This window comes from Thermosulfuriphilus ammonigenes, from assembly GCF_011207455.1.
Lineage (GTDB): Bacteria > Desulfobacterota > Thermodesulfobacteria > Thermodesulfobacteriales > ST65 > Thermosulfuriphilus > Thermosulfuriphilus ammonigenes.
The window spans coordinates 1,319,105-1,330,590 of the sequence record NZ_CP048877.1 but is presented as its reverse complement, the minus strand read 5'-3'; the positions used below and the strand labels follow the sequence as shown (position 1 = coordinate 1,330,590).

Sequence of the window (11,486 nt, the reverse complement as noted above, 5' to 3'; positions counted from 1 at the left end):
GAGATGGCCAAAAACATCCTCATCATTGGTTGCGGCTCCTACATTGAGACTGGATATGGTTGCCCGGGAGACTGGAAGTGTTTTCTGGCGGCGGCCAAAAACGAAGGAACTTTTGCTGACTATGACGAAGAGCTAAAGGTGGTCGGCTTTCTGCGATGCCGCTGCCCGGGCCGCGCTCTGGTAGCCAATGTAGGCTATGTGAAGAAAAATGCTGACTTTGACGCTATTCATCTTTCTACCTGTATGGTCAACGCTAAGCCGGAATGCAAGAACCACAACATGGATGAACTCTGTAAGATGCTGGAAGAAAAGTACGGAGTGCCGGTGATCAAGACTACCCACAATTATGGTTAAAAGGGTAAGGGGGCATACCCCCCTTACCTCATCTCTTGCTCCATATTTAAAGGCCACGGCCTAAACCCCTTGAACTAAAAGGGCCGGCTCAAGGACTGAGAGATCAGCGGCCCAAGGACCCCGGAGAATTTTTAGCAGGCCCTAGAAGGGCGGAGCAATAGTCACCAAGATCCGCATATCAGTCCGGGCCCGAACACCATGGGGCTCACTGATATCACAGATAAGCATCTCCCCGGCCCGGGCCGGGATAGCCTTGTCCCCCTCTCCCAGAAATTCTCCCTCTCCCTCCAGGACCAGGATACTCAACTGCCCCTCTACTTGATGCGAATGGACAGGAAAGGTCTTTCCGGCCTTGATATTAAAATTAATGATCCGGAAATAAGGAGAATCATGGAGCCAGAACTTCTTTATATCTCCCTCAAAAACCCTTGTTTCTTTAAGATCAACGACCTTCAAGGCCAAACCTCCTTTGGTTAAATCAGTAAGTTCAGGCTAGCCTCCCGGGAGGTAAAGGGCAAGCCTTGGACCGGACTTTTCCGATTAGACTGCTTCCGGCCCAGCGCTAGTTTTAAATACGAAAGTTGTTAAGTTCTTCTTCCAGCTTCTCAGATAGCTGCCGCAGATCTCTGGCTGCCCGCTCTACCTCCCTGGCCCCGGAGGAAGCTTGACTTACCACGGCTACTATCTCTTCACTCATGCGGCTCACCCCTGAGACTTCGGTGCTCACGTTCTGGGCGTTGCCGCTCAGTTCGTTGATCACCGAAGTCTGCTCTTCGATGGCCGTAGCCACATTGGTAGAAAAATCAGCTACCTTCTGGATAACGGAGACGATCCGTTCTACAGCGGCTACGGCCTGGCTGGCCCGCTCTTGAAGGCCCCGAACGACCTGGTCTATTTCTTCCACCGACTGGCTAGTCTGGCGGGCCAGCTCCTTGACCTCGCCGGCCACCACGGCAAAGCCCTTGCCGGCCTCCCCGGCCCGGGCCGCCTCAATGGTGGCGTTTAGGGCCAAAAGATTGGTCTGCTCGGCAATCTCACCGATAAGATGGCTTATCTGCCCAATCTTTTTGGAGGCTTCCTGGAGGTGGACAATAACTTCCTGGGCTGAACCGGCCTCCTGAGCCGCCTCCTGGGCGACGGCATTGGCCTCACCGGTATTTTTAGCCACCTCGGAGATGGTAGCTGTCATTTCCTCCAGGGCGGCGGCCATGCCACTGACATTTTCGCTGGCCAGCTGAGAGGCCTGGTTGATCTGTTGACTGCGTTCCTCGGTGGTTTGAGCACTGGTGACCATCTCCGCGGCCGCATGGATCATCATCTCCGATTCTTCTACTACCTTTTGTCCCTGATGGCGGACCTGATTCAACAGCTCTCGAAGGCGACGGAAAAAACCATGGAGGAAGGTGGTTATTTCATCGATTTCGGTGACAATGGCCTGCCGGTAAACAGGACATTCCTCACAGCTTTTGTAGGTCCCGTCTTTGAGTTTTATGCAGTGGATCCTCCGGGCATAGCTACCGGTTTCATACCAGCACTGGCCCTCACGGCCAAAAGAAGGACAGGCTTCCTGGCCGCAGTCCTGAATCTCTGAGCAATTTACCTTGGTATCGGAGATCTCCCGGGTAAGGTCGGCGTTGACAATGGAGTCTTTAAGGGTGACCACCAGCTCTTTAAGGGGCCTGATGACAGATCGATCCACCAGCAGCCCGATAAGGGCCAAGACAATCACTCCCAGAGTGAGGCCCGCCCCGAGGAGATAAACGGCCAGACGATGAGGACCGGCCATGATTTCCTCTTTGGCCTCCTCGGCCACAATAGCCCAGTGGAGGCCACCGGGAAGTTCAAGGGGAGCATAGGCAGAGAAGACCGGGAGACCTCGATAACCAGTAACCATTTCCACGCCTCTTTGGCCAGAGAGGGCTTTGGCCACCGCCGGGGTGTCTACCCGGATTATTCCAATCGTGGTACCCACCTTTTTGACCAGAGGCCCCAGATCATCAAGGAAACGACTGTCGTTACGCATAAACTTGTCTGGGCCCACCAGATAAACTTCTCCAGTCTGGCCTAGGCCGACATCGGCCCAGCGCCGGTGAAAGCTCATAATTTCGTCAATAGTGGCCGTTGAAAGCTGGATGCAGAGAACACCAATTCGCTGACCAGCCTTAAAGACCGGGGTAGCCATAAAGGCCGCCGGCAGGTTGTAGCTGGGCTCATAGGGAGCAAAATCGACAATTACCAGCTCGTCAGCCCCGGCCTGACTGGCTCGGCGAAAGGCCTCGGCCAGCCCGCTTCGGGCATAAGGCCCATGGCGAAGGTTGGTGGCGAAATCCTTCTCTTTAAAGACCGTATAGACCACATTGCCCTGGGTATCGATAAGAAAAATATCGTATAGCTCCAGCCTCTCTAGCACCTGTCGAAACCAGGGATGATGACGGGCATGAAGACGGTTGTAAGGGAAATCAAGCCTCAGGGAAACCAGACGGTCCTTCTCTCCCACCGGGGCCCGGTTGAAGTCCTCGTGAATATAAAGATATTGAAGGGCCAAGGCATTTGGATCCCGGGGCAAAAGGGCGCTGGCCCCGCGGAGTGGGGCCACTCCGGGAACCTCCGTGTTTATCCGGGGCAGAAAGTGGCTCTGATAGTGTTCAAGGAGACGCCGACGGGCCAGATCGAGATCCACCACCGCGGCTGCCTTTTTAAAGGCCTGTGAGAAATCTATCAAAGCCGTCTTAACCTCCTCGTTGGAGGCCATCACGCTCAGACTGTCTCCCAGAAACTCAAAGTAATGGGTAATTTCCTGGGCCTTGGCCTCTCTTAAGGAAACAAGATGTTCAGAGGTGCTATTAAGAAGAAGGGCTCGCCCCTTAAAGTAGGCCACTAAAACTGAAGCCAGGGTGAGAAGAAGAACCCCACCAATAATGGAGAATCTCAACCGACCGGCAATAGAGAGGCGAAAAAGATTGCGCCACGACATATTCCCCCTCCAATGATTTTAGAAAGATTATTTTTGAATGAAACTTAAATTTCCTTTCGGAAGAAAAGCCCCGGAAATTAAAGATCAAAAAATCGTGACACAATAGTCACATTTTCGTAACCCAATCCCAAAGGACTTTGTCAGTCAGGAGCTATTGGTTAAACTCCACCTCACAAAGAGAAATATTCGGCCGCCAAAGGGGCCTTCTTTAAAAAGGGAGAAAAAGCCAAATGGCCCAGATGACGAAACTTCTCCGGCAAGTTGGCCGTCTTTTTGTCGTTGGACTCTCTGAAGAGACATTAACCAGAGAGGAAGAAGAGCTTATTAGGACCTGCGGCTTTAACAACTTCATCCTCTTTTCGCGCAATGTTTCTTCGGGAAGACAGGTGGGCCTGCTCTGTCAAGCCCTGCGAAAATGTTGTCTTTCTGAAGGATTGGAGCCCCCTCTTATTATGGTGGATGAAGAAGGAGGGCCGGTTCAGAGGTTAAGAGGGCCCTGTGCCCCCCTTCCTTCGGCAAGAAGCCTGGGCCACAGCAACCGTCCAGAAAAGAGCGTTCAAATTTTGGCCAAGCAGACTGCCTCCTGTCTAAAAGGGCTGGGCATCAATTTTAACCTGGTCCCCGTCCTTGATCTGGCCACCCTGGGGGAAAAATCTTTTATCTATGAACGCTCCTTTGGAAAGGAGCCCTCACAGGTAGGAAGATTGGGAAGAATCTATATCCGGACCATGGCTCAAATGGGAGTAGCCACCTGTGGCAAGCACTTCCCTGGTCTGGGAGAGGTGAGTCTCGATCCCCACCTTGACCTCCCGCGGGCCTATGTTTCCCGTGAAACTCTCCTGGGCCGGGAGCTTGAACCTTTCAGGCAGGCTATCGCCGCTGAGGTCCCGGCCATTATGACCTCCCATGTAATCTATCCCGCCCTTGATCCAGAACAACCGGCCACCTTCTCCCGAAAGATTGTCCAGCTTCTTCGAAAGGGTCTTGGTTTCCAGGGACTGCTTTTAAGTGATGACCTGGAGATGGGAGCCATTGCCCAAAATTACTCTCTGACAGAGGCCGCCGAGGGGGCCTTTTACGTAGGCCATGACCTTCTGCTCTTCTGCCACCATCTGGAGCAGGCCGCCGAAGCCGTCGAGGCCCTGGCCGGGGACCTTTCCCGAGGGGAGATCCCCGAGGGGCGACTTCTGGAGGCTTTGACTCGCCAAAGACAGCTTCGGGCCTGGCTTGACCGGTGTGGGAGCCTCTAGGCCCCGGAGGTTTCCTTCAAACGTCCGCTAAGCCGCCACGCCCAGGCCAGAATCTCGGCCACCAAGATGTAGGTCTCTGGAGGGATTTCCTGGTTTATCTCCAGGCGGTAAAGGACTTCAAGAAGATCCGGCTCTTCCCGAATGGGAACCCCGGCCTCCCGGGCGGCCTGGAGGATCTTTTCCGCCAGCTTTCCAGCCCCCTTGGCCACTACCCGGGGAGCCGAATCCTTCTTGGGCTGATATTTAAGGGCAATGGCTTTGTTTCTTTTCATCAGGCAAACAGATCTACCACGGCCTTAGGGCCTTCTCGCCAACGAGACACCAGAGGATCGGTAGCGGCCACCAAAACCCTGACTCCCCGGGGACGATAGCCCAGAAGGGTGAGGCGATCCAGGAGTTCAGGAAGGGCCGACTCCACAGCGGATTTTACGCTCGAATGGGCCACGCGAATCTCAAGATCAAAGACCTCCGCCTCCAGGCGAAGCTCAATACCTAGCTCTCCCAAACCGGAAAGATGGAGGTTAAACAACAGATACCGAACGGGCCGCTCTCCTTCTTCCTCGGCAAAGGTGGCCAGATATCCCTGACTACCATCTCGAAACCAAAGGGGGATAAAGAGCATCTCCAGCCCGGTGGAGGAGGCCAAAAGATACTGGAGTCTCTGAAGGGAGGAGGCCGTCTGAAGCAAAAGATCCTGAAGGGCCTCAAGCCGCGAGGAGGATCTTTTAGAATCAGCCCTTAATGAGGAAGCGGGCTCAGGCCCAGAAGATGTTTGGGGAAGGGTAAGTTCGGGCTTTTCGACCCCCTTTTTAGAGGAGGAAGAAAGAGACACCGGAGCTCCGGCCTTCCCTAAAGGCCTCCTTCCTGGCGGAGACTCTCGAGGGGTATCGGAGAGAGAATTAACCTGTTCGGAGGCCGGAGGATCAGCCAGAAACTCCCCTTTAGCCGGTGGCTTTAAGATTTTTTGAGGGCCCCAGGAGGCCTCAGAGGGATTGATCCGAGATGTCTCCACAGGGGATCCTGAAGCCAGCCCCGCTCTCTTAGAGGCTACTCTCTGAGAATTTATCTGAGAACTTATAGATGAAGAGGCCTCTAAAAGAGGCTCCTTATTAAACGACGGCCGGGAGAAAGAGACCTCCCCCTGGGGGGTGGCCTTTATCTCCGGGGGCCTCTGTCCGGTCTCTACTGGATCCAGATTCCCTTTAAGAGGGGCCTTGGGCAAAGAGGTTGTCTCCGGCGATAGAACCTTCCCTGGGGAGGAGGAAGGGGGATCTGAGGCTTTAAGCAGAGCCCCGGGGGCCGGAGAGCCCTCCGATGGTGGGTCAGGAATGACTTTAAACAGGGATTTAAGGGCCTTTAAGACCCCGGAGGAAAACCCTTGTGGCTCCTTGGTCAGGGCCTGGACCAAAAGTATTTTTAGCGGCTGAGGATCACCGGCCAGAGAAAATCTTTCCGCCGCACCAGGTAATCCCTTAAGGACCTTATGGCCGGCGGCCAGAGAGCCTTTGAGGCCCTTTAAGGCCAGAAGAAGAGGATCTTTTCTCCCCTCAGGGGCCAGGGTCTCTAAAAGTTTAAGCCTTACCGGCACCCCATCATCGATGACCTCCAGTCGCAAACGGGTGCCGGGAGGAAAGTTTTCATTTTCTACCTGGGCCCGAAGGAGCTTACCCTTTACTGATATTATCAGGCCCTCATCTTCGCGACCGATGACCGTGGCCACAATGGTCTCGCCAAGCTGGAGAAGGAGACGTCGGGGAGTCTGCCCCCGGGCCAGATCCAGGCTCTGGGGATCAAAAGAAAAGATTTGCATTCTAAAGTTAAGTTCGGGGAGATTAACTCAGACCTTTAAACGGACCCGAACGGCCTCCGCATGGGCCGAAAGGCCTTCTATTTCTGCCAGACGAACAATGGCTTCAGCCTCCAGGCGAAGGGCTTTCTGGGTGTAGAAGATGAGACTGGTTTTCTTGAGAAAATTTTCCACGGAGAGGGCCGAAGCATATCTGGCCGTACCCATGGTGGGAAGAACATGATTCGGTCCAGCCAGATAGTCGCCTACAGGTTCGGGGCTATAGGGGCCCATGAAGACGGCCCCGGCATTTTTGATGATCGGAAGAAGGGCAAAGGGATCCGCCACCAAGAGTTCCAGATGCTCGGGGGCAATTTGGTTGGCGGCCCAGACTGCCTGATCGATATCTTCAGCAATAAAGATGGCCCCTCTGTCCTTCAGGGCCTTCTCGGCAATCTCTTTTCGCGGCAGCCAGGAAAGCCTCACCGGCAGCCTTTCGGCCACGGCCCGGGCCACGGCCTCACTGGTAGTCACTAAAAGGGAGAGGGCAAGGGGATCATGCTCGGCCTGAGAGAGAAGATCCGCCGCAATATAATCTGGATCAGCTGTTTCATCAGCAATAATCAGGATCTCGCTGGGGCCGGCCACCAGATCTATACCCACCTCACCGGCCACCAGACGCTTGGCCAAAGCCACGTAAATATTACCAGGCCCGCAGATAACCTCCACCGGAGAAATGGTCTCGGTGCCATAGGCCAGGGCCCCAATGGCCCAGGCACTACCCACTCGATAGATTTCCTCGATACCCACCAACGATGCAGCCACCAGAAGATGAGGAGACACTCGCCCATCCCTCCCGGGAGGGGTAACCATAACCAAACGTTGGACACCAGCTACCTTGGCCGGGATGGCATTCATAAGCACTGTGGATACTAAAGGGGTCTCACCCCCTTTGCCACCGGGCACATAAAGACCAGCGGCGGAGACCGGACGCACCATCTGACCTACCACCGCCCCGGAATCTCTGGTCTCAAACCAGGAATGAGGAAGCTGACGACGATGAAAGTTCTCAATGTTCTGGCGAGCGATCTCCAAGGCCTCCTGAAAAGACCTGTCCACCTTAACCAGGGCCGCTTCTATCTCTTCCGGCCGGACCCGGAGATCCGACCGCTGAAACCCCGGACAATCAAACTGTCGGGTATATTCCACCAGGGCCGTATCGCCCTCCTCTCGAATCCTGGCCAAAATTTCCCGAACCCGAACCTCGTATTCCCCGCCTTCAGAGGAGAAGCGCTGCTTAAGTCTCTGAAGTCTTTCTTGTCCCAAGTCCTCTGAGAGAAAATAAATGGGGATCATCTGCGGCCTCCTGATTCTTCTCGAAGGGAAACCTTTACCAGAACCGCCCCTAGAAAGAAACTCCCAAACAAAAAGAAAAAAACTTCCCACTGAGAAAAGTTTTTCCCAATCTTTGGTAAAGAATTTCTTAAAACCTCACCTTAAATAACTCTTTGAGATTATTTCCTTTTTTCTGATCTTTGATAGCCCGGGCTTCCCGCTTTTAGCCGGAATAGCTCTTGCAGAAAAAACAGAAGTATTAAGAGAAAGGGGGGGGTGATATTAGAAGAATTTCTTTATTTTGAAACTTTTTAGCCCATTTTTTAAGGAGGTGACAATGAAACGGCTACTTTTTTTAACCTTCCTGATAGTAGGATGGCTTTTTTTGTTGAGTAGTACCTCGCGAGCTGGCCCTGATGATGGAAAACATTACTTCTCCCTTGATCCAGACACGGCGGCCGGCGGAAACAATGGAGATATCTACCTAAGCACAGAAGACGGGACCTTCGGCTTCAACTCCCACATCAATCTTCCAGAGAACAACGACAGCACGGCAGAGATTGATGCCCTCTCTTCTCCTTCTCATCCTACAGTAGATTTGCCGGATATGTTCTTTGGCAGGGTGAACATGATCTTCTCTATTGATGGAGACTCAGACCTTTACGAATGGGTAATTTATGGGCCACCGCCTCCAAGAAGCGGCTCCCTAGACGGGCATTTTCCTAACCTACCCCCCCATCAAGCCCTCGGGCCTCTTGTCCATGACGACGAAAATGACCTCGGTCTCAGCCAGTATGACCTTGATGCCGTAGAATCGGGAGCCCATCCATCTCCTTCCAATTCCAATTCCTATCCCAACCCCTTCCCTGGGCACGATATCGGCAACGCCTATTTTTCGGTGGAGCGGGCCTCTCTTCTTGATAACGGCGATATCTATACTTCTTCTGGTGGGCCGTCTGGAAATTTCAGCCTTTATCTTGATGACAATGTTTTTGGACCGGTAATTGGCTTTGACCCCGATCTGGAACAAATAGACGCCCTGATTGTTTTTGACCTTAATGGAGGGGAAGATAGCTTCGATGTGGGGAACAACTTCCTTAACAGCGATACCATCTTCTTCTCTCTGGCTCCCAGACAGGGCGGCTTTGATCCTGTGGGAGACAACATCTACTGGTACAGCGCCACGGGTAGCGGCGGGCTCTACTTTGACCCCCAGCTACAGGTCAATGTTGATGCCCTGGATGTCCATCCTGTTCCTGAACCGGCCACTTTAATCCTCTTTGGCTCCGGGCTGGGGCTGGCCGGTCTGGCTCGGCGTCGCAAAAGGACTTAACTCAAAACCCAAGCCTTGGGGGGGGCTTGGAGCCCCCTCAAGGCTTGCAAGACTCTCAAAAACAGGCATTCTAAGCCTTAATGTCCGAGATTATTTCTTTTGGTATCGCCCCCCTTTCTTTCGTAGCCCATTTCGAAGGGGCCTTTCTCGTCCGCCTCGAAATCTCCGAAGGGAGGTCATCCTTTCCTCCAGCCAAAGGCCGAGCCGCAAGCCTTTTTGAAGAGCTCAGTCGCTACCTAGCCGGAGAGGCCATAGTTTTTAGAACCCCAATAGCCCCGACCGGCACGGCCTTTATGAAAAAGGTCTGGGATGGGTTGCGGGAGATTCCTTACGGAAGGGCCATCACCTATGGAGAGCTTGCTCGTCGGCTCGGCTGTCCCCGGGGGGCCCGGGCCGTCGGTCTGGCCCTGGCCCGGAATCCTATCCCCATTATTATTCCCTGTCATCGGGTGGTGGGTAGTCGTAGCCTGGGTGGCTTTTCCGCCGGCCTGGAGATCAAGCGGTTCCTTCTCCAGCTGGAGGGTTATCTAGATAGATAATTACCGGGGCCCCGGGCCCCACCTCCAGAGTAGCGGCGGCGGAGGCGCGATTGGCGGCTATCTCCAGAAAGCCATGGCTTCCTACCAAGGCCAAGAGAACCCCGACCGGGGCCTCCACATAGGCCCTTCGAAGCCCTAAAATGCGGCGCCCAGCCACCTCCACCACCAAACGGGAGGGAGGAAACGACTTAAGGAGCCCCAAGGGGATGTTGGTCACTAGATTACCGAAATGATCGACATGGACAATCTGGCCCAGGATTCGGGAGCCTTCTTGTTGCGGTTGAGGAAAATCCAGAACCTCGATCTCCGAGACCGGAGGCCCCAGACGTTGAGGCTCAAGCCCCCGAGCCAGATGGGCCGCTACCGGAGCAAAGATATCCCGCCCATGAAAGGTGGGGCTTATCTCTGGACGAAGATAATCCCGATGGCGAATTTCATAGGCCTTAAAGGCCCCGGCTTTCTGCAAGGCCAGGGAAAAAAGGCCATTGTCTGGGCCAACAAAGAAGTAGCCTCCGGCCTCAACCACCAAAGGCCGCCGAGGACCACCGACCCCCGGATCAACCACCGCCAGGTGAATGGTGCCCTGAGGATAGAAGCCAAAGGCCGAGGCCAGAATAAGGGCCCCTTCCAGAACGCTCTGAGGGCTGACCTCGTGGGTGATATCCACCAAGACGGTCTCCGGAGCCAGAGAGAGAATGACTCCCTTCATCTCGGCGACATAAGAATCGCGCAGGCCAAAGTCTGTGGTCAGGGTGATGATGGCCATGGAGCGCCTGAACAGGCAGATCTAGGCCCCCTCTTCTTTGCGGCGCACCTGACAGTACTCTTCGATGAGCTCGTCAATAAGCTCCTGAACCGAAACTATCTTTTCCACCCGCCAGGCATTGGCCCCGGCAAAGACAAATCCGGCATCAAGACGCCCCCGCTGGGCGTTTATCAGGGCCGCCGCGATGCAGTAAGGGCTCTTACGGTAATCGCAGGTCTTAAGACAATGATAGATGCACTTATAAGGTGAGCGCTTGCCAGCCTCCACCTCCTGAATAAACTTTCCCCGAATGGCTCGCCCGGGAAGCCCCACTGGGCTCCGGATGATGGCCAAATCCTCTCGACTGGCCTTGATATAGGCTTCCTTAAAGGCCTCGGAGGCATCACATTCATAGGTGGCCACAAAACGGGTGGCCATCTGAACCCCGGCCGCCCCTAACTTGTGAATATAAAAATAGATGTCGGCTCCGGTATAGATACCCCCGGCCGGAATAACGGGAATGGCCTGCCCGGCCAGGTCTTCAAAGGGCTTCATGGCCTCTATCACCTGGGGGACAAGAACCTCTAGACGGGACTCTTGAGCTTCGATCTTGTCTGGAGAAAACCCCAGATGACCGCCGGCCTTGGGACCTTCCACCACCACCGCGTCGGGAACACAGTGGTATCGACTCCACCAGCGTTTGGCGATCAATTTGGCGGCCCGGGGAGAAGAGACAATAGGGGAGAGTTTAGTCCGGGATCCGGCTGGCCGAAGCTCTGGAAGGTGAAGGGGAAGGCCGGCCCCACAGAAGAGAATATCGGCCCCGGCCTCACAGGCTGCCTGGCAAAGGGGGTCAAAATCTGTCAGGGCTACCATAATATTGACCCCGATTATCCCCTCGGGGGCCTTTTCCTTGGCCAGGGAGATCTGACGCTTTAGACCCTGCACATTGGCCGCCGTAGGGTTCTTAAAAAAGAGGGCCTCTCCCTCAAATACTCCCACCAAGGCGGCCGAGATAACACCTATGCCACCGGCTCGGGCTACAGCCGAGGCCAGGCCGGCCAGGGAGATGCCTACACCCATCCCTCCCTGGACGATGGGCACCCTGGCTACCAAATCACCTATCTTAAGGGGCGGGGGATTACACGACCATCTCGACTCAGCCATAAC

11 protein-coding genes are annotated in these 11,486 nt (G+C 54.5%); 4 read left to right on the top strand and 7 right to left on the bottom strand.

Annotated features, from left to right (window positions below; all coding sequences use genetic code 11):
* Positions 1-3 precede the first annotated feature (3 nt).
* Entirely contained in the window at positions 4-354 is a 351-nt protein-coding gene (locus G4V39_RS06450) for a CGGC domain-containing protein (RefSeq protein ID WP_166032143.1), read from the top strand.
* A gap of 141 nt (positions 355-495) precedes the next feature.
* On the opposite strand, the gene G4V39_RS06445 is transcribed toward G4V39_RS06450, so the two are convergent.
* Together G4V39_RS06445 and G4V39_RS06440 are read right to left on the bottom strand one after the other, a co-directional pair.
* Positions 496-810 (bottom strand): cupin domain-containing protein, encoded by a 315-nt coding sequence (locus G4V39_RS06445; RefSeq protein WP_166032142.1) that lies wholly within the window; start codon positions 808-810, stop codon positions 496-498.
* Between the two features lie 112 nt (positions 811-922).
* A complete protein-coding gene (locus tag G4V39_RS06440; RefSeq protein WP_166032141.1) occupies positions 923-3,328 on the bottom strand; it encodes a methyl-accepting chemotaxis protein in 2,406 nt (801 codons plus the stop codon).
* A gap of 239 nt (positions 3,329-3,567) precedes the next feature.
* On the opposite strand from G4V39_RS06440, the gene nagZ reads away from it, so the two are divergent.
* Complete coding sequence (nagZ, locus tag G4V39_RS06435) at positions 3,568-4,578, top strand: beta-N-acetylhexosaminidase (RefSeq protein WP_181494194.1); 1,011 nt, start codon at positions 3,568-3,570, stop codon at positions 4,576-4,578.
* Here nagZ and G4V39_RS06430 read toward each other — a convergent pair.
* Genes G4V39_RS06430 through hisD form a run of 3 tightly spaced genes read right to left on the bottom strand, consistent with a single transcriptional unit; the run spans position 4,575 to position 7,720 of the window.
* On the bottom strand, positions 4,575-4,850 hold the full coding sequence (locus tag G4V39_RS06430; protein ID WP_166032139.1) for an EscU/YscU/HrcU family type III secretion system export apparatus switch protein: 276 nt from the start codon (positions 4,848-4,850) through the stop codon (positions 4,575-4,577). The two genes, nagZ and G4V39_RS06430, sit on opposite strands and share 4 nt — an antisense overlap.
* Positions 4,850-6,388, bottom strand: coding sequence for a flagellar hook-length control protein FliK (gene fliK, locus G4V39_RS06425; protein WP_166032138.1), 1,539 nt, complete (start codon positions 6,386-6,388; stop codon positions 4,850-4,852). The genes G4V39_RS06430 and fliK overlap by 1 nt, the downstream gene beginning before the upstream one ends.
* Before the next feature lie 27 nt (positions 6,389-6,415).
* A complete protein-coding gene (hisD, locus tag G4V39_RS06420; RefSeq protein WP_166032137.1) occupies positions 6,416-7,720 on the bottom strand; it encodes a histidinol dehydrogenase in 1,305 nt (434 codons plus the stop codon).
* A gap of 316 nt (positions 7,721-8,036) precedes the next feature.
* On the opposite strand from hisD, the gene G4V39_RS06415 reads away from it, so the two are divergent.
* Both G4V39_RS06415 and G4V39_RS06410 read left to right on the top strand, forming a co-directional pair.
* Positions 8,037-9,032, top strand: a complete 996-nt coding sequence (locus G4V39_RS06415; RefSeq protein WP_166032136.1) for a PEP-CTERM sorting domain-containing protein — start codon at positions 8,037-8,039, stop codon at positions 9,030-9,032.
* Between the two features lie 80 nt (positions 9,033-9,112).
* Positions 9,113-9,571 (top strand): methylated-DNA--[protein]-cysteine S-methyltransferase, encoded by a 459-nt coding sequence (locus G4V39_RS06410; protein ID WP_166032135.1) that lies wholly within the window; start codon positions 9,113-9,115, stop codon positions 9,569-9,571.
* On the opposite strand, the gene G4V39_RS06405 is transcribed toward G4V39_RS06410, so the two are convergent.
* Complete coding sequence (locus G4V39_RS06405; protein WP_166032134.1) at positions 9,528-10,337, bottom strand: SAM hydrolase/SAM-dependent halogenase family protein; 810 nt, start codon at positions 10,335-10,337, stop codon at positions 9,528-9,530. The two genes, G4V39_RS06410 and G4V39_RS06405, sit on opposite strands and share 44 nt — an antisense overlap.
* A 21-nt stretch (positions 10,338-10,358) precedes the next feature.
* Complete coding sequence (locus tag G4V39_RS06400; protein ID WP_166032133.1) at positions 10,359-11,483, bottom strand: NAD(P)H-dependent flavin oxidoreductase; 1,125 nt, start codon at positions 11,481-11,483, stop codon at positions 10,359-10,361.
* Positions 11,484-11,486 lie beyond the last annotated feature (3 nt).

Bases quoted from the DNA above. Each gene is read 5' to 3' on its own strand.
- G4V39_RS06430 (WP_166032139.1), bottom strand. From the start codon at position 4,850: ATGAAAAGAAACAAAGCCATTGCCCTTAAATATCAGCCCAAGAAGGAT.
- hisD (WP_166032137.1), bottom strand. From the start codon at position 7,720: ATGATCCCCATTTATTTTCTCTCAGAGGACTTGGGACAAGAAAGACTT.
- G4V39_RS06405 (WP_166032134.1), bottom strand. From the start codon at position 10,337: ATGGCCATCATCACCCTGACCACAGACTTTGGCCTGCGCGATTCTTAT.
- G4V39_RS06450 (WP_166032143.1), top strand. From the start codon at position 4: ATGGCCAAAAACATCCTCATCATTGGTTGCGGCTCCTACATTGAGACT.
- nagZ (WP_181494194.1), top strand. From the start codon at position 3,568: ATGACGAAACTTCTCCGGCAAGTTGGCCGTCTTTTTGTCGTTGGACTC.
- G4V39_RS06415 (WP_166032136.1), top strand. From the start codon at position 8,037: ATGAAACGGCTACTTTTTTTAACCTTCCTGATAGTAGGATGGCTTTTT.
- fliK (WP_166032138.1), bottom strand. From the start codon at position 6,388: ATGCAAATCTTTTCTTTTGATCCCCAGAGCCTGGATCTGGCCCGGGGG.
- G4V39_RS06440 (WP_166032141.1), bottom strand. From the start codon at position 3,328: ATGTCGTGGCGCAATCTTTTTCGCCTCTCTATTGCCGGTCGGTTGAGA.
- G4V39_RS06400 (WP_166032133.1), bottom strand. From the start codon at position 11,483: ATGGCTGAGTCGAGATGGTCGTGTAATCCCCCGCCCCTTAAGATAGGT.
- G4V39_RS06410 (WP_166032135.1), top strand. From the start codon at position 9,113: ATGTCCGAGATTATTTCTTTTGGTATCGCCCCCCTTTCTTTCGTAGCC.